Source organism: Pseudomonas sp. GXZC, from assembly GCF_026967615.1.
Taxonomy (GTDB): domain Bacteria; phylum Pseudomonadota; class Gammaproteobacteria; order Pseudomonadales; family Pseudomonadaceae; genus Aquipseudomonas; species Aquipseudomonas azotoformans_A.
In genome coordinates this window covers 1,835,107-1,855,695 of record NZ_CP114115.1, presented here as the reverse complement: position 1 = coordinate 1,855,695, position 20,589 = coordinate 1,835,107, and the positions used below count along the sequence as shown (strand labels likewise).

At 61.9% G+C, this 20,589-nt stretch carries 22 protein-coding genes; 10 read left to right on the top strand and 12 right to left on the bottom strand.

The window, feature by feature from the left end; translation table 11 throughout:
- The first annotated feature begins 70 nt into the window (after positions 1-70).
- Both OZ428_RS08795 and OZ428_RS08790 read left to right on the top strand, forming a co-directional pair.
- Positions 71-310, top strand: coding sequence for a CopG family ribbon-helix-helix protein (locus OZ428_RS08795; protein ID WP_133074346.1), 240 nt, complete (start codon positions 71-73; stop codon positions 308-310).
- A complete protein-coding gene (locus OZ428_RS08790) occupies positions 300-584 on the top strand; it encodes a type II toxin-antitoxin system RelE/ParE family toxin (protein ID WP_269133139.1) in 285 nt (94 codons plus the stop codon). Before OZ428_RS08795 ends, OZ428_RS08790 begins: the two co-directional genes overlap by 11 nt.
- 7 nt (positions 585-591) lie before the next feature.
- Here OZ428_RS08790 and OZ428_RS08785 read toward each other — a convergent pair whose 3' ends face one another.
- Complete coding sequence (locus OZ428_RS08785; protein WP_442964819.1) at positions 592-1,500, bottom strand: LysR family transcriptional regulator; 909 nt, start codon at positions 1,498-1,500, stop codon at positions 592-594.
- A gap of 77 nt (positions 1,501-1,577) precedes the next feature.
- On the opposite strand from OZ428_RS08785, the gene OZ428_RS08780 reads away from it, so the two are divergent.
- Entirely contained in the window at positions 1,578-2,066 is a 489-nt protein-coding gene (locus OZ428_RS08780) for a DMT family transporter (RefSeq protein ID WP_133074349.1), read from the top strand.
- On the opposite strand, the gene OZ428_RS08775 is transcribed toward OZ428_RS08780, so the two are convergent.
- The 6 genes from OZ428_RS08775 to yiaY form a co-directional block, all read right to left on the bottom strand.
- A complete protein-coding gene (locus OZ428_RS08775) occupies positions 2,067-3,398 on the bottom strand; it encodes an MFS transporter (protein ID WP_269133137.1) in 1,332 nt (443 codons plus the stop codon).
- A gap of 59 nt (positions 3,399-3,457) precedes the next feature.
- A complete protein-coding gene (locus OZ428_RS08770) occupies positions 3,458-4,399 on the bottom strand; it encodes a hydroxymethylglutaryl-CoA lyase (protein ID WP_269133136.1) in 942 nt (313 codons plus the stop codon).
- Positions 4,396-5,589 (bottom strand): CaiB/BaiF CoA transferase family protein, encoded by a 1,194-nt coding sequence (locus OZ428_RS08765; protein ID WP_269133135.1) that lies wholly within the window; start codon positions 5,587-5,589, stop codon positions 4,396-4,398. Before OZ428_RS08765 ends, OZ428_RS08770 begins: the two co-directional genes overlap by 4 nt.
- Before the next feature lie 89 nt (positions 5,590-5,678).
- Positions 5,679-6,587 carry a LysR family transcriptional regulator gene (locus OZ428_RS08760; protein ID WP_269133134.1) on the bottom strand — a complete coding sequence of 303 codons (909 nt, stop codon included), beginning with the start codon at positions 6,585-6,587 and terminating at the stop codon, positions 5,679-5,681.
- Positions 6,587-7,261, bottom strand: coding sequence for an NAD(P)H-binding protein (locus OZ428_RS08755; RefSeq protein WP_269133133.1), 675 nt, complete (start codon positions 7,259-7,261; stop codon positions 6,587-6,589). The genes OZ428_RS08760 and OZ428_RS08755 overlap by 1 nt, the downstream gene beginning before the upstream one ends.
- 91 nt (positions 7,262-7,352) lie before the next feature.
- Positions 7,353-8,501 carry an L-threonine dehydrogenase gene (yiaY, locus tag OZ428_RS08750; RefSeq protein WP_269133132.1) on the bottom strand — a complete coding sequence of 383 codons (1,149 nt, stop codon included), beginning with the start codon at positions 8,499-8,501 and terminating at the stop codon, positions 7,353-7,355.
- Between the two features lie 123 nt (positions 8,502-8,624).
- Here yiaY and OZ428_RS08745 point away from each other — a divergent pair, with 123 nt between their 5' ends.
- Positions 8,625-9,641, top strand: coding sequence for a DUF4917 family protein (locus tag OZ428_RS08745; RefSeq protein ID WP_269133131.1), 1,017 nt, complete (start codon positions 8,625-8,627; stop codon positions 9,639-9,641).
- Here the strand turns inward: OZ428_RS08745 and OZ428_RS08740 are convergent, their stop codons facing one another.
- Positions 9,642-10,169, bottom strand: a complete 528-nt coding sequence (locus OZ428_RS08740; protein WP_033902693.1) for a helix-turn-helix domain-containing protein — start codon at positions 10,167-10,169, stop codon at positions 9,642-9,644.
- Between the two features lie 105 nt (positions 10,170-10,274).
- Between OZ428_RS08740 and OZ428_RS08735 the strand changes: the two genes are divergently transcribed.
- The 6 genes from OZ428_RS08735 to OZ428_RS08710 all read left to right on the top strand — a co-directional run bounded on the left by OZ428_RS08735 (position 10,275) and on the right by OZ428_RS08710 (position 17,280).
- A complete protein-coding gene (locus OZ428_RS08735; RefSeq protein ID WP_033902694.1) occupies positions 10,275-11,057 on the top strand; it encodes an aldolase in 783 nt (260 codons plus the stop codon).
- Positions 11,058-11,085: 28 nt separating this feature from the next.
- Entirely contained in the window at positions 11,086-11,964 is an 879-nt protein-coding gene (locus OZ428_RS08730; RefSeq protein WP_269133130.1) for a dihydrodipicolinate synthase family protein, read from the top strand.
- Positions 11,965-12,079: 115 nt separating this feature from the next.
- Positions 12,080-12,619 (top strand): RNA polymerase sigma factor, encoded by a 540-nt coding sequence (locus tag OZ428_RS08725; RefSeq protein WP_016975119.1) that lies wholly within the window; start codon positions 12,080-12,082, stop codon positions 12,617-12,619.
- Positions 12,616-13,587 carry a FecR family protein gene (locus OZ428_RS08720; protein WP_269133129.1) on the top strand — a complete coding sequence of 324 codons (972 nt, stop codon included), beginning with the start codon at positions 12,616-12,618 and terminating at the stop codon, positions 13,585-13,587. Before OZ428_RS08725 ends, OZ428_RS08720 begins: the two co-directional genes overlap by 4 nt.
- 128 nt (positions 13,588-13,715) lie before the next feature.
- Entirely contained in the window at positions 13,716-16,274 is a 2,559-nt protein-coding gene (locus tag OZ428_RS08715) for a TonB-dependent receptor (protein WP_269133128.1), read from the top strand.
- A 103-nt stretch (positions 16,275-16,377) separates the two neighbouring features.
- Positions 16,378-17,280, top strand: a complete 903-nt coding sequence (locus OZ428_RS08710; RefSeq protein WP_033902699.1) for a DMT family transporter — start codon at positions 16,378-16,380, stop codon at positions 17,278-17,280.
- On the opposite strand, the gene OZ428_RS08705 is transcribed toward OZ428_RS08710, so the two are convergent.
- The 4 genes from OZ428_RS08705 to OZ428_RS08690 form a co-directional block, all read right to left on the bottom strand.
- On the bottom strand, positions 17,268-18,485 hold the full coding sequence (locus OZ428_RS08705; RefSeq protein ID WP_269133127.1) for a class I SAM-dependent methyltransferase: 1,218 nt from the start codon (positions 18,483-18,485) through the stop codon (positions 17,268-17,270). The two genes, OZ428_RS08710 and OZ428_RS08705, sit on opposite strands and share 13 nt — an antisense overlap.
- Positions 18,486-18,572: 87 nt before the next feature.
- Entirely contained in the window at positions 18,573-19,190 is a 618-nt protein-coding gene (locus OZ428_RS08700) for a TPM domain-containing protein (protein ID WP_122724794.1), read from the bottom strand.
- Positions 19,191-19,218: 28 nt separating this feature from the next.
- Positions 19,219-19,944 carry a TPM domain-containing protein gene (locus tag OZ428_RS08695; RefSeq protein ID WP_269133126.1) on the bottom strand — a complete coding sequence of 242 codons (726 nt, stop codon included), beginning with the start codon at positions 19,942-19,944 and terminating at the stop codon, positions 19,219-19,221.
- Between the two features lie 18 nt (positions 19,945-19,962).
- On the bottom strand, positions 19,963-20,574 hold the full coding sequence (locus OZ428_RS08690; RefSeq protein ID WP_028619295.1) for a LemA family protein: 612 nt from the start codon (positions 20,572-20,574) through the stop codon (positions 19,963-19,965).
- Between the last annotated feature and the right edge of the window lie 15 nt (positions 20,575-20,589).

Sequence of the window (20,589 nt, the reverse complement as noted above, 5' to 3'; positions counted from 1 at the left end):
GAACGGGGGAAACCAGGGACGCGGTGACAATGTAGTATGTTGCACTACATGTCACTACAACGAGGTCGTCATGTCTGTCATGTCCCTACGTATACCGGAAGATATCGCCGATACGCTTGCCAGTCTCGCCAAGGCCACCGGGCGCAGCAAATCCTTTCTGGCGGTTGACGCATTACGCGAATACCTCACGCGCGAAGCCTGGCAAATTGAGGAAATTCAAAAAGCACTAAAAGAAGCGGATGCGGGCGATTTCGCTACCGCTGCCGAGGTAGAAGCTGTCGCTGATAAATGGCGCGCCAATGCAGGTTGAGTGGCTGAGGACAGCCCTCAGGAACCTTGACGATGAAGCCGCTTATATTGCTGAAGAAAATCCAAAAGCTGCCCACGAATTTGTCCAGGAAATCTTGACTGGGCTCCAACAGATTGCTGAATTTCCAGCGATGGGAAAAGAGGGACGCGTGCCAGGGACTCGCGAATGGGTCGTGCCTAGATGGCCCTACATTGTCCCGTATCGCATCCGAGGGGGCCGATTGCAAGTCATGCGGATCTTCCATACCCGGCGCCAGCCACCCGCATCCTGGTGATGAAGGCTCAGATTTGTAACACCCCCTGCACATGCCCAATCAACCACTGCAACCCCGAATCCCCACCCCGCCGTGCATGCCACGCCAGTTCGAACGCAAACGACGGAATATGAAAGGGCGGCGGCACCGCCAGCAGATCCTCTTGATCAACAGCTAGCAAGCCTCGGGAAGACACGGTCAGGATCAAGTCCGTGCCGCGGATCAACTGCGGCGCCACGCCCCAGTGCGGCAGGCTGATCGCCACATGCCGACGCTCGCGAATCGCTGTCAGCGCCCGCTCGATTTCCGGCGTGCCGCTGCCGCGCATTTCCAGCAATACATGGGGACGTGACAGGTAGGTGGGCAGATCCAGTGTGCCGCTTGCCGCAAGGCTGTCGCGGTCGACCAGGCAGGTGTAGTGCTCTTCGAACAATGGCGTAGTCCGCAGTTCGGCGGGCATGTCGGGGAATACGCCAGCCGCCAGGTCGAGATCGCCATTGACCACCCCGTCCACCATGCCCTCCCGGCTGGCCTGGATGATTTGCAGGTCGATACCCGGCGCTTCGCGGCGCAGCACTCGCACCAGGTCGGGTAGGAAAATCGCCGCGCTGTAGTCAGACATCGCCACGCGAAACCTGCGCTTGGCCGACGCCGGGTCAAAGCGATTCGGCGCCAGCAACGCCTGCACCTGGGCCAGGGCTTCGGCCAGCGGCGTGGCCAACTCCAGCGCGCGGGCAGTCCGCACCAGGCTCCCACCTTGGCGCACCAGCAGCGCATCACCGAGCAGGTCACGCAAACGCGCCAGCGCGTGGCTGACTGCCGGCTGGCTCAGGTGCAAACGCTCAGCCGCACGAGTGACGTGTTGCTCGCTGAGCAAGGCGTCGAGGATCACCAGCAGGTTGAGGTCGATGCGGCGCAGATCATTCATCAGCTGCATGCTCGGCATAAGAACTTGGAATTTAAATTTGCGCGACGAATAGCCTAGAGTCCAGCAAAACCTCTGGGAGATTCGACATGACAACGCTGCATGGGGTGGGTTTATTAGCGCTGGCGGTCATCGCCGGCGCGGTGGTGCCGTTTCAAAGTGCGATCAACGCCAACCTCGGACGCGGCCTTGGCCACCCGCTGTGGGCCACGCTGGCGTCGTTGCTGGTGAGTATCATCGTGTTACTGCCGGTGATTCTGGCGCTGCGCCTGCCGCTGCCGAGCCTGGCGTTTATCAGCAAGGCGCCGCTGTGGATGTGGGCCGGTGGCGCGTTTGGCGTGTGTTTTATTTCCCTGGCGTTGATGCTGTTGCCCAAGCTCGGCGCCTCGGGGTTTATCGCGCTGGCCATGGCCGGGCAGATTCTGGCGTCACTGGTGCTGGATCACTTCGGCCTGTTCGGCCTGGTGGAGCGCCAACTGACAACGCCCCGCGTGCTGGGGGCGTTGTTGTTGATCGGCGGCGTGGTGTTGATTCAGTTCAGCGCCACACCGGCCCGTGCGTTGGCAACCGCGGGATGATCAGCCCTTATCGAGGGTGCGCAGTTTTTGCGGCAGACCCCACAGCAGCAACGCCGCCGCCAACAGCGCGCACGCACCAATCACATACAGCGCCGGCGTGGTGCTGCCAGTAAGGTCTTTGATCCGTCCCACCATCACCGGGCTGACAATGCCACCAAACTGGCCGAGGGTGTTGATCACCGCAATACCACCCGCCGCGCCGGCGCCAGCACCGGCCAGCAGCTTGGGTGGCAGGGTCCAGAAGGTCGGGATCGAAGCGATGATGCCCGCGCCCAACATACCCAGGGCGATGATCAGGAAGGTGGTGTGATCGGCAAAAATGCCGGCACTGAAGAAGCCCACCGCACCCAGCACCACCAGGCCACAGACGAACTTGCGCCGCTCACCCGTGGCATCCGACAGCCGCCCGATCACCACCATGCTGATGGCGCCACACACATAGGGAATCGCCGTGAGCAGGCCGATCATCACCGGGCTCTGGGTGCCCGCGCTGCGGATCAACTGCGGCGCCCAGAAGTTGAGGCCGTAGGACGCCACCTGGATCAGGAAGTAGATGAAGCCGAGCATCAGGAACCCAGGAATACGGATCGCCGACAACAGCGAGCCACCGTGCTGGTTCGGCTCATGCTTGGCGATGCGGCTCGACAACAACGCTTTCTCCGCCGCCGTCAGCCAGTGGGCGTCTTCGATGCGATCCTTGAGCAAGGTCAGCACCAGGAAACCCAGGCCGATACACGGCAAGCCGCCGAGCAGGAACAACCAGTGCCAGCCGCGCATCTGGAAGACACCGTCGAGGTGTTCCAGCACCAGGCCGGAGAACGGTGCGCCCACCAGGCCCGCAAAGGCCGAGGCCAGGAACAGCATCGAGGTGATGCGCCCACGGAAATGCTGCGGGAACCATAAGGTCAGGTAATACAGCACGCCGGGCGCAAAACCCGCCTCCATGGCGCCGATCAGAAAGCGCAGCGCATAGAACTGCCATTCGGCGGTAACAAACACCATGGCCGCCGTCGCCAGCCCCCACGACATCATGATCCGCGCAATCCAGCGCCGCGCGCCGACCTTGTACAGCATCATGTTGCTCGGCACTTCGAAGATCACATAACCCACCACAAACAGCCCGGCACCGAGGCCATAGGCGGTGTCGCTCAGGCTCAGGTCAGCCTGCAACTGGAACTTGGCAAAGCTGATGTTGATCCGGTCAAAAAACGCGAACAGGTAGCACACCATGATCAGCGGCATCAGGCGCCAGGCGACCTTGCTGACCAGGGCTTTTTCGGCATCGATTTCAGCGGCCGGGCGCGCGCCGGCCTCCAACGTATTAGTGCTCATGGTTTCTCTCCAGCGGGCTGCTCACAGGCGCCCGATTGTTTTTGTTGTCTGGTGCGGTGTTACAGCGTGGCGATGTAAGCAGGCGGTGGATGCAGATCGCAGTTGCGTCCGGCCTTGGCGACCTGGCCAGGCAGTTCGTGGCCCAACAAAGCCGGCAAGCGGCGAGACATGTGCAGTAAGTGCGGCAGGTCGATACCGGTATGAATCCCGACTTCATCACACAGGTTCACCAGGTCTTCGGTACAGATATTGCCCGACGCCCCCGGCGCAAACGGGCAACCGCCCAAGCCCCCCAGCGCCGCATCAAAACGCCGGGCGCCGGCTTCATAGGCGGCCAGCACATTGCACAAGCCCAGGCCCCGCGTGTTGTGGAAATGCAAGGTCAAATCGCTGGCGGACACACGCTCCAGCACGCGTTTGGCCAGGCGTGCCACCTGACGCGGGTTGGCCATGCCAGTGGTGTCCGCCAGGCTGATGCCCTGGATGCCCAGCGCTTGATACGCCTCGACAAGCTGCAACACGCGGTCTTCATCAATCTTGCCTTCGAACGGGCAACCGAAGGTGGTGGCGATGCTTCCGTTGAGCCTCACCGGGTAGTCGCGGGCAAAACTGACGATGTCATCAAACGCCGCCAATGACGCTTCGCAACGCATGCGCATATTGGCCAGGTTGTGGGTCTGGCTGGCAGACATCACCAGGTTCAGTTCATCGGCGCGAGACGCGACGGCACGCTGCGCGCCCTTGAGGTTGGGGATCAGCGCCACGTAGATCACTCCCGGCTTGCGCTCAATGCCCTGGAACACTTGCTCGCCATCGCGCAATGCGGGGATAGCCCTGGGCGAGACGAACGAACCGGCTTCGATCCGCGAAAAACCGGCGAGGGAAAGCTGGTCGATCAGGGCGATCTTGTCGGCCGTCTCGACCCAGGTCGGCTCAATCTGCAGGCCGTCGCGCGGCGACACTTCCTGCACGATCAGCGCGTCGGAATAATCAGCAATCATTGCACCACTCCCGAGGTTTTCAGGCGTTGGATATCGGCGCCGGTGAGGCCCAGGCTGCCGAGGATGTCGTCGGTGTGCTGGCCCAACGTCGGGCCCTGCCAGTTCACGCCGCCAGGGGTTTCCGAGAGTTTGGGCACAATGCCGGGCATCTTCACTGACACACCGCCGGGCAGCTCGGCAGTGAGCAACATGTCACGCGCCTGGTAGTGCGGGTCGCTGACGATATCGGCCACGGAGTAGATACGCCCGGCCGGTACTTCGGCGGCTTCCAGGGCGCGGAGTACCTGCTCGATGGGCAGGCTGCTCGTCCAATGGGTGATCGCCGCGTCGAGCAATCCACTCTTGGCGGCGCGGCCATCGTTGTGGGCGAACTCAGGCGCGTCAGCCAGGTCGGCCCGGCCGATGGTGTGCATCAGGCGCTTGTAGATCGGGTCGCTGTTGCCGGCGATCACCACATAGGCACCGTCGGCCGTCAGGTAGGTGTTGGACGGCGCAATGCCCGGCAAGGCGCCGCCGCTGCGTTCGCGCACATGGCCAAGCATGTCGTATTCCGGCACCAGGCTTTCCATCAGGTTGAACACACTTTCGGCCAGCGACACATCGACAATCTGCCCATCGCCCTGCCCCGTCTTGACCCGCAGCAGCGACATCAGCGCGCCGATCACACCGTGCAACGACGCCAGGGAATCGCCCAGGCTCACGCCCACTCGCGCTGGCGGTGAATCCGGGTTACCCGTGGTGTAGCGAATGCCGCCCATGGCCTCGCCGATCGCACCAAAGCCCGGACGATCGCGGTAAGGGCCGGTCTGGCCATAACCAGAGATACGCACCAGCGTCAGCTTGGGGTTGAGGGCATGCAGCACGTCCCAACCGAGGCCGAGTTTCTCCAGGCCACCGGGCCGCAGGTTTTCGATGAGCACGTCGGCGTCGCCGAGCAGTTGCTTGATCAGGTCCAGGCCTTCCGGCGACTTGAGGTCCAGCGCCAGCGACTTCTTGTTGCGCGATTGCAGGTACCACCACAGCGACGTGCCTTCGTGCAGCTTTCGCCATTTGCGAAGCGGATCGCCCTGGCCCATGGCTTCGATCTTGATCACCTCGGCGCCAAACTCGGCCATCAGCCGGGCGGCGAACGGCGCGGCAATCAGGGTGCCGATCTCGATCACCTTGATACCGCTCAGGGGAGCTGTCATGGGGTGTACCTCTTATTCTTGGAATGTGATGCCAAGACTAGAGGCCAGGTGCAGGAGAAATCCAACCGTCAGTTGGCAAGGAGCGTTCGCTAAACGCGAACACTCAGATAATCGAACAGCAACCGACTGACCGGCGACAACTGCGCCTCATCGCGTACCACCAGGATCAGGCTGCGATCCGACCAGTCATCCGTCAGCGGCACGGCATGCAAACCCAGTGCGCGACCAAACAGTTCATAGGCGTTCTGCGGCAGGATACCGATGCCCATGTTCGCCTGGACCATCCGGCACATCGCATCGAACCCCGGCACATGAATGCGCAGGCGCAGCATCCTGCCCGCCTCGCGCGCGGCGGCGTGGGTGCGCATGTTGATGGAGCTGGCGGCGTGCAGGCCCACGTAATCACTGTCCAGGGTATCGACAAACGCCAGGGTTTTGCGCGCCGCCAACGGGTGATCCGCCGGCATCAGCACCACTAGTTTGTCGTGGCGATACGTCACGCTGGGCAGGCCTTTGGTGTCGGTGTCACTGGAGCAGATGCCCAGGTCCGCCACGCCGTCCAGCACGCCTTGCACCACGCCATTGCTGGGACGTTCTTCCAGGTCGGTTTTCACTTCGGGATGCCGCTCGGAAAAATCCCGCAGGTCTTCCGGAAGGAACTGAATGATTGCCGACAGATTGGCCAGCATCCGCACGTAGCCCCGTACGCCATGGCTGTGCTCACCCAGCTCCAAGCCCATTTTCTCGACGTTGAACAGCATCTGTCGCGCATGGTGCAACAGGGTTTCGCCAGCGGCCGTCAGGTCCATGCCCTTGGCCCGCCGCACGAACAGGCTGACGCCCAGCACCTGCTCCAACTCCATCAAGCGCTTGCTGGCGGCCGACACGGCAATGGCTTCGCGGTTGGCGGCGCGGGTCAGCGTGCCTTCCTCAAACACCGCGACGAACAGCTGCAGCGTGATCAGGTCCAGCCGCCGCACCAGGCTCTTGTGCAGCATCAGCGACGCTCGCTGGCCAGCCGATTGATCTCGGCCTGCTCCACCACCGGCTGCGGCGCGCCTTGGCTCGCGGCCTGCAACATCGCCCGGCCCACCGTCTCGGTACTCACCACCCAACCCGGTTTCAGCCGCAGCACAAACGTCAACAGGGGGCCAAGCACCGAGTAGAAGGATTGGTAAAGCGGCGTCTTCGAACGCACGCCATGCAAGGGTTGGATGACGCCCGGACGGAACAGGTACACGGCCTTGAACGGCAGGCGCAGCAACGCGTTCTCGGTCTTGCCCTTGACCCGCGCCCACATCGACTTGCCCGCTTCGGAGCTGTCGGTACCGGCGCCGGACACATAGATAAACGTCATCTGCGGATTGAGCCGCGCCAAGGTGCTGGCGGCGACCAGGGTGAGGTCGTAGGTGAGGTGGGTGTACTTGACTTCATTCATCCCCGCCGACGAAACGCCGAGGCAGAAGAAACACGCATCAAAGCCTTGCAACAGGTTTTCCAGCGGCTGGAAATCCAGCATGTCGCTGTGCAACACCTGATGCAGCTTGCCGTGTTCCTGGGTCAGGGCTGTGCGGCCGACAGCAACGACTTCCTGCACGTCGGCGGCCAACAGGCACTCACGCAGCACGCCCTGGCCGACCATGCCGGTGGCGCCGAATAACAGAACTCTCATAGGGGGACCTCAGCGGCAAGCCGCAAGCTTCAAGCTCAAGTTGAACGCATCCAGCTTGTAGCTTAACGCTTGCGGCTAAAGGCTGCCCCTATCAAAACGCGCTGCGAAAGATCTCCTCGATCTGACGCTGATCCGCCCGCCGAGGGTTGGTCAGCCCACAGGCATCCTTCAGCGCGTTGGTCGCGAGCAAGGGAATGTCCTGCAACTTGGCGCCCAGCTCGCGCAGTCCGGCCGGGATCTCGACATCATGGGCCAGGCTGCGAATCGCGGCGATGGCGGCCTGCGCGCCCTCCTCATCGGTGACGCCCTTGACGTCGGCACCCAACGCACGGCCTACGTCGCTCAGGCGTTTGGCGCTGACGCTGGCGTTGAAGCTTTGCACATGGGGCAGCAACACCGCGTTGCAGACGCCGTGGGGCAGGTCGTAGAAACCACCCAGTTGGTGCGCCATGGCGTGCACAAAACCCAGGGATGCGTTGTTGAAGGCCATGCCGGCGAGGAATTGTGCATAGGCCATGTTCTCCCGCGCGGCCATGTCGCTGCCATCGCGCACCGCCAAGCGCAGGTTGGCGCTGATCAGTTCGATGGCCTTGATGGCACAGGCGTCGGTGATCGGGTTGGCGGCGGTGGACACGTAGGCTTCGATGGCGTGGGTGAGCGCGTCCATGCCGGTGGCGGCGGTGAGGCCCTTGGGCATGCCGACCATCAGCGCCGGGTCATTGACCGACAGCAGCGGCGTGACGTTGCGGTCGACGATGGCCATTTTCACGTGGCGGGTTTCGTCGGTGATGATGCAGAAACGGGTCATCTCGCTGGCGGTGCCGGCGGTGGTGTTGATAGCCACCAGCGGCAATTGCGGTTTGGCGGACCTGTCGACGCCTTCGTAGTCCCCGATATGCCCGCCGTTGGTGGCGCACAGCGCTATACCCTTGGCGCAGTCATGGGGCGATCCGCCGCCCAGGGACACCACGAAATCGCAGGCGCTTTCCTGCAACAGCGCCAGGCCTTTCTCGACGTTTTCCACATTCGGGTTGGGCTTGGCGCCGTCGTAGATCACCGAGTCGATGTCCTGCATCGCCAGTTTCTCGGCGATCATGCTCGCCACACCGGCCTTGGCCAGGCGGGCGTCGGTGACGATCAGCGCCTTGCGAAAGCCGTAGTTGCGAATGGCGGTCATGGCTTCGTCGAGGCAGTCGGTGCCCATGATGTTCACGGCGGGGATAAAGAAGGTGCTGCTCATGGTCAATCCTCAGAGGCTTTATGCCTACAGCATCAACCTGCGCCAGCCGCCGCATCTTGATCAGGATCAACACCGACCCGTGATAAAGTCTCCGTCCAGCCGATTTCGAGTAGACCCGCCGCAATGAAGGATTTCCAGGATATTGACGCCCACCTTGAAGACTGGAGCGCACTGCGCAGCAGCACGGACTTCAGCGGGATTCTGATCGGCAATGGCGCGAGCCGTGCCATTTGGGAAGACTTCGCCTACGACTCGCTGTTCGAAAACGCCCGCACCGTTGAGGAAAAACCCCTCAGCCAATCCGAGCTCAGCGTGTTCGACGCCCTGCAAACCCGCAGTTTCGAGCAAGCCCTGGGCGCGTTGAAGACCACCAGCCGGGTCAACAAGGCCCTGGCGGTCAGCTCGGCGGCGCCGCGCAATCGTTATTACGCGATCAAGGAAGCCTTGATCAATACCATCCATGCCGTGCACATCCCGTGGCGCCTGGTGCAGCCGTCGACGCTGGCGACGATCAACGTTGAGCTGAAGCAATACTCGACGGTGTTCACCAGCAACTACGACCTGCTCAACTACTGGGCCATCCTGCACGCGCCGGGCATCGACGATCTGTTCCGCAGCGCCGATGCCAGCTTCGACCTGCGTGACACCCGTACCGATGCCACGCGCATCCTCTACCTGCACGGCGGCCTGCACCTGGTGCGCAACCTGGATGGTACCGCGCGCAAATTGCCGACCACCGACAGCACCTTGCTCAGCAGCTTTGCGATCAACAACACGATCAAGACTCTCGATGACGTGCCGCTGTTTGTCAGCGAGGGCAAGGTTGAGGAAAAGCTAAAGACCCTCCGCAGTTCGGATTACCTGTCGTTCTGCTATGAGCAGTTGCTCAGCCACGAAGGTGCACTGTGCATCTTTGGTCATGACCTGGGACCGCAGGATAAACACCTGGTGGATGCGATTCGCCAGGCCAACGTGACGACGCTGGCGATCTCGGTGTCGGGGCGCAGTGAGGGGTTTATCCGTCAGCAGAAGCGGCGGTATTCGGAGTTGTTCGATGGGACGGGTGTAGAACTGAAGTTCTTTGCGGCGCGCACGCATCCATTGGGTCATCCTGCCCTGTCCGTCCCTGTCGAACGCTGATCACGCTTCGCTGCTGTGCACCACCACCAATAGCTGTGCCTGCACCGGCCCCACCGAGCGCAATCGATGGGGCTTCTGCGCATTGAAGTGCAGTGCATCGCCGCGCTCCAGGATCACCCGTTCGTTCATGAAGTCCACTTCCACCTGGCCTTCGTGCACAAACAGAAACTCCTCCCCCACATGCTCCTTGAAGGTCTTGTCGGTGAACTCCGCCGGCGGGTAGATGATGAACGGCAGCAGGCTGCGTTCGCTGACCTGATGGGCCAGCACCGCATAGCCCGGTGACGTGTCCGGCCGCTCATGGCTGCGCACCAGGCTGTAGCTGTCGAGGCTGACGCTGTCTTCGCTGAACAGTTCTTCGACCTTCACGTTCAGCGCCTTGGCCAGTTTCAGCGCGGCGGCAATCGACGGCGTGTTGAGCCCGCGCTCGACCTTGGACAGATAACTCTTGGTCATCCCGGACTTTTCGGCCAGGACATCCAAGGTCACACCAAGTTTTTTTCTCAATAATTTCAAACGGATAGACATGCGCCGCGATTAATCCATGCAGTAAGCGATGAGCTGTGCTTGCCAATGACACAAAGTGTCATATAGCATCATTAGTGTCATTTGCAGCCACCGAGGGCACCCGATATGGCCAAGACATTAGCACTCCCAAAAGACCAACTGGTCAAGCAAGCACTGGTCCAGATGCAAAACACTCTGGCGGATAATACGTGGACCGTTCGGCAAAAGCTGGCGCTCACGTGTCGCATCCTGTTCGAGAACGGCCACGACTCCGGCCTGGCCGGGCAGATCACCGCGCGCGGGCCGGAGCAAGGCACCTATTACACTCAGCAATTGGGCCTGGGTTTTGATGAGATCACGGCCAGCAACCTGTTGCTGGTAAACGAGGATCTTGAAGTATTGGAAGGTCACGGCATTCCCAACCCGGCCAACCGTTTTCACAGTTGGGTGTACCGTGGGCGGCCGGATGTGAACTGCATCATCCACACTCACCCGACCCACATCGCCGCGCTGTCGATGCTGGAAGTGCCGCTGCAGGTGTCGCATATGGACCTCTGCCCGCTGTACGAAGACTGCGCCTTCCTGGAGGCCTGGCCAGGTGTGCCGGTGGGCAATGAGGAAGGGGAAATCATCACCACGGCACTGGGTGACAAACGCGCGATCCTGCTCTCACACCATGGCCAGTTGTCCACCGGGGCGAGCGTCGAGGAAGCCTGCGTGATCGCGCAGTTGATCGAGCGCGCGGCCAAATTGCAGTTGCTGGCGATGGCGGCTGGCACCATCAAGCCGATCCTGCCGGAACTGGGGCGCGAGGCCCATGACTGGATCTCCCGGCCCAAGCGCCACGGCGCCGCGTTCAACTACTACGCCCGGCAGAACCTGCGTCAACACGCCGATTGCCTGAACTGACTTGCCCTTTTTCGACCGGAGACTTCCCATGTCCAGCCCTGACATTCACGGCATCATCGGCTACACCATCACCCCGTTCAGCGCCGACGGCCAACGCATTGACCTCGACGCCCTGGGCCGCTCCATCGACCGCCTGATCGACGGCGGCGTACACGCCATCGCGCCACTGGGCAGCACCGGTGAAGGTGCCTATTTAAGCGACGCCGAGTGGGACGAAGTCAGCGCCTACAGCCTGGCAAAAATCGCCCGGCGCGTGCCGACCATCGTCAGCGTGTCCGACCTCACCACCGCCAAAGCCGTACGCCGCGCCCGCTACGCCGAGGCCAATGGCGCCGATGTGGTGATGGTGCTGCCGACCTCCTACTGGAAACTCAGCGAAGCGGAAATCATCGCCCACTACGCGGCGATCGGCGACAGCATCGGCGTGCCGATCATGCTCTACAACAACCCGGCCACCAGCGGCACGGACATGTCGGTGGACCTGATCCTGCGCATCATCAAGCAGGTGGCCAACGTGACCATGGTCAAGGAAAGCACCGGGGACATCCAGCGCATGCATCAGCTGCATCGCCACAGCGACGTGCCGTTCTACAACGGTTGCAACCCGCTGGCGCTGGAAGCCTTCGCGGCGGGCGCCAAGGGTTGGTGCACGGCGGCGCCGAACCTGATCCCTCAACTCAACCTGGCGCTGTATGAGGCGGTGTTGGCCAATGACCTGACCCAGGCGCGGGAGCTGTTTTACCGCCAGTTGCCGTTGCTGGACTTCATCCTCAAGGGTGGGTTGCCGGCGACGATCAAGGCCGGATTGCGGTTGACCGGCTTGGAAGCGGGTGACCCGCGTCTGCCGGTGTTCCCACTGGGCGAAACCGGGATTGAACAGTTGGGAAAACTGCTGACAACCGTCTGAAAAAGGCGACAGGAGCCGGATATCCGGCTCCGACAAAATAAACGAGACAAATGACAATGGTTCTCGATACCATTCACGACTTTCTCCACGTCGTGCTTCGTCAAGAAGGATATCCATGTCTCGTCCCAAGCCCGACCCGTTGTCGGCCGATGCCTTTCGCGGGTTCTATACAGACATCCTGTATTTCCTGCGCAAGCGCACCGACAACGCCAGCGACGCGGCGGACATGACCCAGGATGTCTTCACTCAGTGGCTGGACTACCGCGACCGGGCCAAGGTCGAGCAGCCACGGGCATTTCTGTTCCAGATGGCGCGCAACCTGCTGCGTGATCACTGGCGCAAACAGAAGGTACGGCACACCGTCCACTCCGATCAGGCCGAAATGGACGCCGAGCCGGTCACCGACGAGCAAAACGATCCCATGGCCGCCGTGCAGCGCTTGCAACGCCTGGAACAGTTGAAAGAAGTCCTCGCCGAACTCTCGCCCCGCAGGCGAGAAGCCCTTATGCTGCACCGCTTCGAAGGCTTGAGCCAGGCGCAGATCGCCGAGCGCATGGGCATTTCGACCAGCATGGTGGAAAAGCACATCGCTTTTGCCCTGCTGCATTGCAAGCGACGCCTTCAACACGAACCCGGCACGGAGCAGCCAGAATGAACCGCCTGAGCGACACCGACGTGCTCGACATCGAAGACAGCGACGCCATCGATGCCCAAGCCGCCAGCTGGTTTGCCCGCAACCGCAATAATGACGCGGGGCGTGCCGACCGCAAGGCCTTCGCCGCCTGGCAAGCCGAGCCCGCACACGCCCGCGCCTATGCCGAATTCGAGCAACTGTGGGCAGACCTGGCCCAGTTGCAGCAACTGAACAAACCCGTGGCATTGCCCAAGCGCAAACCGTCGGCATGGCGCCCTGCCCTGGCCGTGGCCGCCGCCCTGTTATGCGCAATCATGGCCACGCCTATCGGCGCACCCCGCGAGCTGTATCACACCCAGGTCGCAGCCCACGCCAAAGGCACGCGCACCCTCAACCTGCCCGATGGCAGCACCTTGTATGTGAATGCCAACACCCGCGTGCGCGTGGATTTCACCGCGCACCAACGCATCGTGCACTTGGACAAGGGCCAGCTGTACCTCGAAGTGGCCGCCGACAAGGAGCGACCGCTGTTCGTGCAAGCCGGCGAGGCCAATGTACGCGTGGTCGGCACCGGCTTCGATGTGCGCCGCAGCCAGCAGCAACTGGTGGTCAGCGTCGCCCATGGGCAGGTCGCATTCGAGCCGGACGCCAAAAGCCCGGTCACCCTGCTGGGCGCCCAGCAACGTGCGATCTTCAGCTACGCCAAAGGCACGTTGCAGCAGCAGACCCTCACCGCCGAGGAGGTCGCTGACTGGCGCAGCGGTCACTTGTCGTTTCGCAACCGCGAGTTGGCCAGCCTGATCGATGAGCTGAGCCTGTATCGCCCACAGGCGCCGTTGCAGGTCAGCAACGCCGTGGCGCACTTGAAGGTCTCGGGCAATCTGGATGTGAATGATCCCGACGCGCTGCTCAACGCCCTGCCTGCCCTGCTGCCGGTGAAAACCGTGGCGTCGGCCGATGGCATCGTAAGGATCGAACCGAGCAAATAACCCTGCAGCATTCTTATTTGAGAATATTTTGCATTCGCAGGTGTGGTTTTTTCGAGCAGCCGCGTCTTCCCCCGGTCTGCGTTTGATACGCACACCTTTTCGGCCATTTGGCCACACCGGGGGATTTCATGTTTCGCGCGCCTTGCCACGCTTCGCACCTGTTTCTTCGACCGACACTCATCGCTAGTTGCCTGGTATTCAGCCTCGGTGCCCAGGCCGAATCGCTCACGCTGCAACTGCCCGCCCAGCCGCTGGCCACGTCCCTTAGCCAGGTGGCGCAACAGGCGAAAATCCAGCTGCTGTTCGATGAAGAGCTGCTCAAGAACGTGCAAGCCCCCGCACTCAACGGCGACTTCACGCCGGAAGTGGCGATTCGTACCCTGCTGAAAAACGGCGAGTTCACCCTGATCAAGGTCGGCAGCACCTACGTCGTGCGCCCCGATGAGGGCAAGACAACCAACAGCGGCGTGATCCAGTTGGACGCCCTGAGCGTGATCGGCACCGGTACCGAGGTCAACTCCAGCACCGTCGGGCGCTCGACCCTGAGCCAGGAAGACATCGACCGTTACCAGTCCAATAACATCCCCAGCCTGTTGCAGACCCTGCCCGGTGTCAGCCAGGGTGGCTCGCTGAAACCTGGCGGCCAGACCATCAATATCCGTGGGTTCGGCGATGCCGAAGACGTCCCGCTGACCGTCGATGGCGCCACCAAGAGCGGCTTTGAGCGCTATCAGCAAGGCACGGTGTTCATTGAGCCCGAACTGATCAAAAGCATCGAGGTGGAGAAAGGCCCCAACTCGCCTTTCACCGGCAACGGCGGGTTTGGCGGTACGGTCAACATGACCACCAAGGATGCCCCCGACCTGCTCAAGGACGGTCGCAACAGTGGCGCGATGCTCAAATACGGTTACTCCAGCAACGACCATGAGCAGGTCTACAGCAGCGCCGTGTACGGGCGTACCGACGATGGCCGTTTCGATGCACTGGCCTATTTGACTCAACGCGATGGCGACGACATGAAGGTCGCCGCCAAACTGCCCAACGAGAACAATCAGTACCCGATCAACCCCCAGCGTCTGCCGAACTCCGCGCAGAATGTCGACGGCAAGCTGTTCAAGGTCAACGCCCACTTCACCGAAGAGCACGCTGTTGGCTTGTCCTACTCGCGTTCACACAGCGACCGCTGGACACCGTTCTCGGCGGCCAGCTACCCGACGCCGCCCACCCAGGCCAACATTGACCGCTATGGCTACGAAGCGGCGTTGAAGCGGTTTCTGGCCCATCGCGACACGGTCGACACCACGTGGTCGGGCAAATACGAATACACACCGCTGGACAACCCGCTGGTGGACCTGACCGTCAAATACTCCCAGTCCAACACCGACCAGACCGACGAACGCGACGCCACGGCGTTTTTCCAACTGGCCACCGGCGGACGCAAAATGGACACCGCCTACACCGACAAGAACCTCGATGTACGCAACGTCAGTCTGTTTGACACCGGTCCGCTGCAACATGCCGTCACCGTGGGCGGGCAAATCCGCAAGCACATCCGCGAAACTGAAATGTGGATGCCGGGCACCACCTACAACACCCCGCGTTACAACTACGGGCATTTCCAACCGGGCTTCATGCCCCACGGCAAGGTCGATACCAACAGTTTCTTCGTGCAGGATGCGGTGACCCTGGGTGATGTCACCATCACCCCATCGATGCGCTACGACCACGTGCGCAACCGCGGCGAAGCCAACGATGCGCCGTACTACAGCAACCCCGATCCGTCCTTCGGCCACGATTACAGCGACCGCACCTACACCGGCTGGTCGCCGCGCCTGGCGGTGTTCTGGACCGTCAACCCGCACCTCGGCCTGTTTGCCAACTGGAGCAAGACCTGGCGCGCGCCGGTGATCGACGAACAGTACGAAGTCCAAGGCCTGGGCAGCCGCACCGCCACCAGCGTTGACCTCGACCCGGAACGCATCACCTCGATCAGCGTGGGCACGGTCAGCAGCTTCGACAACCTGATCGCCCACGACGACAACCTGCAACTACGCACCACCTTCTTTCACAACAAAGTCGAAGACGAAATCTTCAAGGCCACCGGCGTCGGTTGCCAGAATCAGGCCATCAACGGCGGCACCATTTCCACCGCTTGCCCGCCGGGCGCCATGTCCAACTATCGCAACATCGGCGGCCTGACCATCAAGGGCTTCGAACTCGAATCCTTCTACAACTCCACCTACCTGTTCGGATCGGTGTCCTTCGCCTATGCCAAGGGTGACCATGAAGGCGCCTACACCAACCCCTGGGGCCCGGATGTGGCGGCACGGGATATTCCGCCGACCAAATGGGTACTGGTGCTCGGCACCAACATTCCGGCCTGGGATGCCCAAGTGGGCTGGACCGGTCAGTTCATCGGCGCGACCTCGCGTTTGCCCAGCGACAAATATTCCGGCGGCCCCGGCAGCAGCGTGGGCGACCTGTTCTACGACCAGTACGGCAACAAGCGCTATAACACCCAGGGCCTGTTCGCCAAATGGAAACCACAGCAGGCCTACCTGAAAGGCACCGAAGTGAACTTCACGGTGGACAACCTGTTCAACGAGAACTTCCGTCCGGCCCTGAGCGGCGACCGTGCCTACACCAAGGGCCGTGATGCCAAGATCAGCATCACGCGCTTCTTCTGAAAAACTGTACGGATAAATCCGCACCCAGCTGTAGGCCCGCAATCGGCGGGGGATGTGGCTAGATGGGCTTCCCTTGAAGCCCTCTAGATTTCGGTTCTTCCCCATGAGTTCGCGCGAAAACACCGGCATGGCCCTCGGCCTGCTGGGCGTCATCATCTTCAGCCTGACCCTGCCCTTCACCCGCATCGTGGTGCAGGAAATCCACCCGTTGCTCAACGGCCTGGGCCGCGCGTTGTTCGCGGCGATCCCGGCGGCGGCGCTGTTACTGTGGCGCCGCGAACGCTGGCCGACCTGGCGCCAGGTACGCGGGCTGTGCCTGGTGATCGCGGGCGTGATCCTGGGTTTCCCCGTGCTGTCGGCCTGGGCCATGCAGACCTTGCCGGCGTCCCATGGCGCGCTGGTCAACGGCCTGCAACCGCTGTGCGTGGCGCTGTACGCGGCGTGGCTGTCCCATGAGCGGCCGTCGAAAGCCTTCTGGGCCTGTGCGGCGCTGGGCAGTGGCTTGGTGTTGAGCTACGCGTTGATCACCGGGGCCGGCAGTATCCAGGCCGGTGATTTGCTGATGCTCGGTGCAATCGCGGTGGGCGGCCTGGGTTATGCCGAAGGCGGCCGATTGGCCAAGGAGATGGGCGGCTGGCAGGTGATCTGCTGGGCGCTGGTGCTGTCGACGCCCGTGCTGATCGGGCCGGTGTGGTACCTGGCGGCGCAGCATCAAGGGGCGATTTCCATGCGCGCCTGGTGGGCGTTTGGCTACGTGTCGCTGTTCTCGCAGTTCCTCGGATTCTTCGCCTGGTACGCCGGGTTGGCCATGGGCGGGATTGCACGGGTCAGCCAGATCCAGCTGTTGCAGATCTTCTTCACCATCGCGTTTTCGGCGCTGTTCTTTGGTGAACACATTGAGCCGATCACCTGGCTGTTTGCCTGTGGGGTGATCGTGACGGTGATGCTGGGGCGCAAGACGGCGGTGCAGCCTGCGCCCGTGGCTGTGGCCGATCAGGCCAGGTAGCCATCCGCGCGCAGCAGGGTTTCCAGGCAGTGTTCGGTGATGTGGTAGAACGCTTTAAGCGCCTGGATTTTCTCCAGCAACTGCGCGTTGTCCACAGGCTCGGCGCGCTTGACCGCCAGAATCATCTTGTTCTTGTTGGTGTGTTCCAACGAGATGAACTCAAACACCTTGGTCTCATACCCACAGGCTTCGAGGAACAGCGCACGCAAGCTGTCGGTGACCATTTCCGCCTGTTGGCCCAGGTGCAGGCCGTATTGCAGCATCGGCTTGAGCAGCAGTGGGCTCTGGATCTGCAGGCGAATCTGCTTGTGGCAGCACGGCGAGCACATGATGATCGACGCGCCGGAACGGATGCCGGTGTGGATCGCGTAGTCCGTGGCAATGTCGCAGGCATGCAGGGCGATCATCACGTCCAGTTCGCTGGGCGCCACACTGCGTACATCGCCGCACTTGAACACCAGCCCCGGATGCTCCAGGCGGGCGGCCGCTGAGTTGCACAGGGTCACCATGTCTTCGCGCAGCTCGACGCCGGTCACTTCGCCCTCGGCCTTGAGGGTGTTGCGCAGGTAGTCGTGAATCGCGAACGTCAGGTAGCCCTTGCCGGAGCCGAAGTCAGCGACACGCACCGGCTGGTCCAGCTTCAAAGGCGACGAGGTGAGCGCATGGCTGAACACTTCGATGAACTTGTTGATCTGCTTCCACTTGCGCGACATCGACGGGATCAGCGCCTGCTTGGCGTCGGTCACACCGAGGTCGGCGAGGAATGGCCGGCTCAGGTCGAGGAAGCGATTCTTCTCGCGGTTATGCTCAGCCGACGGCGCTTCACGCAGTTGCTGCGGCTTGCTTTTGAACAGCGAGCTTTTGTTCTTCTTGCTGTATTCCAGCTGGGCTTCGTCAGTCAGCGACAGCAGGTGCGCGTTCTTGAACTGCGCCGGCAGCAACGCGGCAATCGCTGCAACACCTTCGGCCTCCGGGAAGTTCTTGGTGATGTCGCGGGTCTTGTAGCGGTAGACGAAGGACAGGCACGCCTGCTCCTTGACCGTGACCGGCTTGATGATCAGCCGCTGCAACTCGGCTTCCTCACCGACGTACTTGGCCAGCACCAGCTTGATAAAGGCGTTTTGCGCGAGGCTTGCGCTGAGCAGTTCAATGAACTGGGCGTGATGATCCGGCGCAGGGCGGGCAGGTTGAGCGGTGACGGACATGAACAAAAACGCCTCGGGCAGGGAATGCCCGGCATTTTAGGGGGGATAGCCCGCCAGGGCACGGAGTTATTTGACCAGCGGTACGCCTTACTCCAGCACCACCAATCGATTGGGCAGTTCATTGCGGGTTTGCGTCACCGGCACATGCACCTTCAACAACTCGCCACAGGCCTCGATGCACGCAATGAACCCCGCCAACGTCTGCCCCTGTTTCACCTGCTGGGTAAACGCCTTGACGATCACATCCCAACTGCCGTCATCCAGGCGCTTGGAAATGCCGTCATCCACCAGGATCTCGACGTACCGCTCCGCCTCGCTGACAAAAATCAGCACGCCAGTGCTGCCCAGGGTGTGGTGCAGGTTCTGCTCCAGGAACTGCCGCCGCGCCAGGTTGGACGCGCGCCAGTGGCGCACAGAACGCGGGATCAACCGCGTGGTCACCTTGGGCAAACGGAACACCAGGCACAACACGATGAATGTCGCCCATTGCGCCAACAGCAAGGTGTACATGGTCAGGTAGCCCGACAAGTAGTGCACCACGCCGGGCACCACCAACGCGATCAGACTGGCCCACAACAGCGGGATATAGGCGTAGTCGTCGGCGCGGGCGGCCAGCACGGTCACCAACTCTGCGTCGGTGGTTTTTTCCACGCGGGCGATCGCTTCCGCGACTTGGCGCTGCTCGTGTTCAGTCAGTAATGCCATGGTTGTGCTTGCTCTCTCATTATTATCATCACCAGCCGCCTGAAGCCCCGCCGCCGCCGAAGCCGCCACCGCCGCCCCGGAAACCACCGCCTCCGCCTCCGCCTCCGCCACGGCCGCTGCTGCTGAGAATCGCCAGCAAAATAGCGCCCACCGGCAGCCCCATGCGATTGCACAGCCACAACACGCCGATCAGCAGGATAAACAAGCCGATGGAAAACCCGGGATTATCCTTGGCAAAGTTGGCATCCGCCACATGCGCCGGCACGGCCAGCGGTTCGCCGCCCACCACCTGCACCATCGCGGCCACGCCGTCGCTGATGCCTTTGCTGTAGTGACCGGCCTTGAACGCCGGCGCAATCACCTGGTTGATGATCACCCACGACTGCGCATCAGTGAGCACACCTTCCAGGCCATAGCCGACTTCGATGCGCAATTTGCGCTCATCGCGGGCGACGATCAACAGCGCGCCGTTGTCCTTGCCCTTCTGGCCGATACCCCACTCGCGGCCCAATTGATAACCGAAATCTTCAATGGGCACGCCCTGCAGGTCAGGCACGGTGACCACCACGATCTGGTCGCCGGAGGTCTGCTCCAGCGCCTGCAACTGCTGCGTCAGTTGCTGGCGCGTGGCCGGGTCGATCATCTGGGCGTTGTCCACCACCCGCCCGGTCAGCGCCGGGAAGGTCAGCGCCGCCTGGGCCGCACCGACGCAGGCCAACAGCCACAACGCCAGGCCTATCCGTAATAAACGCATCGACACCTCAGCGCAGCCTTATTTGAACTTCACTTGCGGCGCTTTATCGGCATCGGCACTGGTGGCTTCAAACGTGGCGCGGATCGGCAAGTCGCTGTACATCACGCTGTGCCACAGACGGCCAGGGAAAGTGCGGATCTCAGTGTTGTAGGCCTGCACCGCCTGGATAAAGTCGCGGCGAGCCACGGCGATACGGTTCTCAGTGCCTTCAAGCTGGGATTGCAGGGCCAGGAAGTTCTGGTTGGCCTTCAGGTCCGGGTAGCGCTCGGACACCACCATCAAGCGGCTGAGTGCACCACTCAAGCCATCTTGGGCCTGCTGGAACTGCTTGAGTTTTTCCGGGTTGTCGAGGGTGCTCGCGTCCACCTGGATCGAGGTGGCCTTGGCCCGCGCTTCAATCACGGCGGTGAGGGTGTCTTGCTCATGGGCGGCGTAGCCCTTGACCACTTCCACCAGGTTGGGGATCAGGTCGGCACGGCGTTGGTATTGGTTCTGTACCTGGCCCCAGGCGGCCTTGGCCTGTTCATCCAGTGTGGGAATGTTGTTGATGCCGCAACCACTCAATACGGTACTAATTAGTAACAAAACTGCGGCTTTCACGCCCCAGCGGTAGCCTTGTGCTGCTTGCATGGTGTTTCTCCTGGC

Bases quoted from the DNA above. Each gene is read 5' to 3' on its own strand.
- OZ428_RS08795 (WP_133074346.1), top strand. From the start codon at position 71: ATGTCTGTCATGTCCCTACGTATACCGGAAGATATCGCCGATACGCTT.
- OZ428_RS08790 (WP_269133139.1), top strand. From the start codon at position 300: ATGCAGGTTGAGTGGCTGAGGACAGCCCTCAGGAACCTTGACGATGAA.
- OZ428_RS08785 (WP_442964819.1), bottom strand. From the start codon at position 1,500: ATGCAGCTGATGAATGATCTGCGCCGCATCGACCTCAACCTGCTGGTG.
- OZ428_RS08780 (WP_133074349.1), top strand. From the start codon at position 1,578: ATGACAACGCTGCATGGGGTGGGTTTATTAGCGCTGGCGGTCATCGCC.
- OZ428_RS08775 (WP_269133137.1), bottom strand. From the start codon at position 3,398: ATGAGCACTAATACGTTGGAGGCCGGCGCGCGCCCGGCCGCTGAAATC.
- OZ428_RS08770 (WP_269133136.1), bottom strand. From the start codon at position 4,399: ATGATTGCTGATTATTCCGACGCGCTGATCGTGCAGGAAGTGTCGCCG.
- OZ428_RS08765 (WP_269133135.1), bottom strand. From the start codon at position 5,589: ATGACAGCTCCCCTGAGCGGTATCAAGGTGATCGAGATCGGCACCCTG.
- OZ428_RS08760 (WP_269133134.1), bottom strand. From the start codon at position 6,587: ATGCTGCACAAGAGCCTGGTGCGGCGGCTGGACCTGATCACGCTGCAG.
- OZ428_RS08755 (WP_269133133.1), bottom strand. From the start codon at position 7,261: ATGAGAGTTCTGTTATTCGGCGCCACCGGCATGGTCGGCCAGGGCGTG.
- yiaY (WP_269133132.1), bottom strand. From the start codon at position 8,501: ATGAGCAGCACCTTCTTTATCCCCGCCGTGAACATCATGGGCACCGAC.
- OZ428_RS08745 (WP_269133131.1), top strand. From the start codon at position 8,625: ATGAAGGATTTCCAGGATATTGACGCCCACCTTGAAGACTGGAGCGCA.
- OZ428_RS08740 (WP_033902693.1), bottom strand. From the start codon at position 10,169: ATGTCTATCCGTTTGAAATTATTGAGAAAAAAACTTGGTGTGACCTTG.
- OZ428_RS08735 (WP_033902694.1), top strand. From the start codon at position 10,275: ATGGCCAAGACATTAGCACTCCCAAAAGACCAACTGGTCAAGCAAGCA.
- OZ428_RS08730 (WP_269133130.1), top strand. From the start codon at position 11,086: ATGTCCAGCCCTGACATTCACGGCATCATCGGCTACACCATCACCCCG.
- OZ428_RS08725 (WP_016975119.1), top strand. From the start codon at position 12,080: ATGTCTCGTCCCAAGCCCGACCCGTTGTCGGCCGATGCCTTTCGCGGG.
- OZ428_RS08720 (WP_269133129.1), top strand. From the start codon at position 12,616: ATGAACCGCCTGAGCGACACCGACGTGCTCGACATCGAAGACAGCGAC.
- OZ428_RS08715 (WP_269133128.1), top strand. From the start codon at position 13,716: ATGTTTCGCGCGCCTTGCCACGCTTCGCACCTGTTTCTTCGACCGACA.
- OZ428_RS08710 (WP_033902699.1), top strand. From the start codon at position 16,378: ATGAGTTCGCGCGAAAACACCGGCATGGCCCTCGGCCTGCTGGGCGTC.
- OZ428_RS08705 (WP_269133127.1), bottom strand. From the start codon at position 18,485: ATGTCCGTCACCGCTCAACCTGCCCGCCCTGCGCCGGATCATCACGCC.
- OZ428_RS08700 (WP_122724794.1), bottom strand. From the start codon at position 19,190: ATGGCATTACTGACTGAACACGAGCAGCGCCAAGTCGCGGAAGCGATC.
- OZ428_RS08695 (WP_269133126.1), bottom strand. From the start codon at position 19,944: ATGCGTTTATTACGGATAGGCCTGGCGTTGTGGCTGTTGGCCTGCGTC.
- OZ428_RS08690 (WP_028619295.1), bottom strand. From the start codon at position 20,574: ATGCAAGCAGCACAAGGCTACCGCTGGGGCGTGAAAGCCGCAGTTTTG.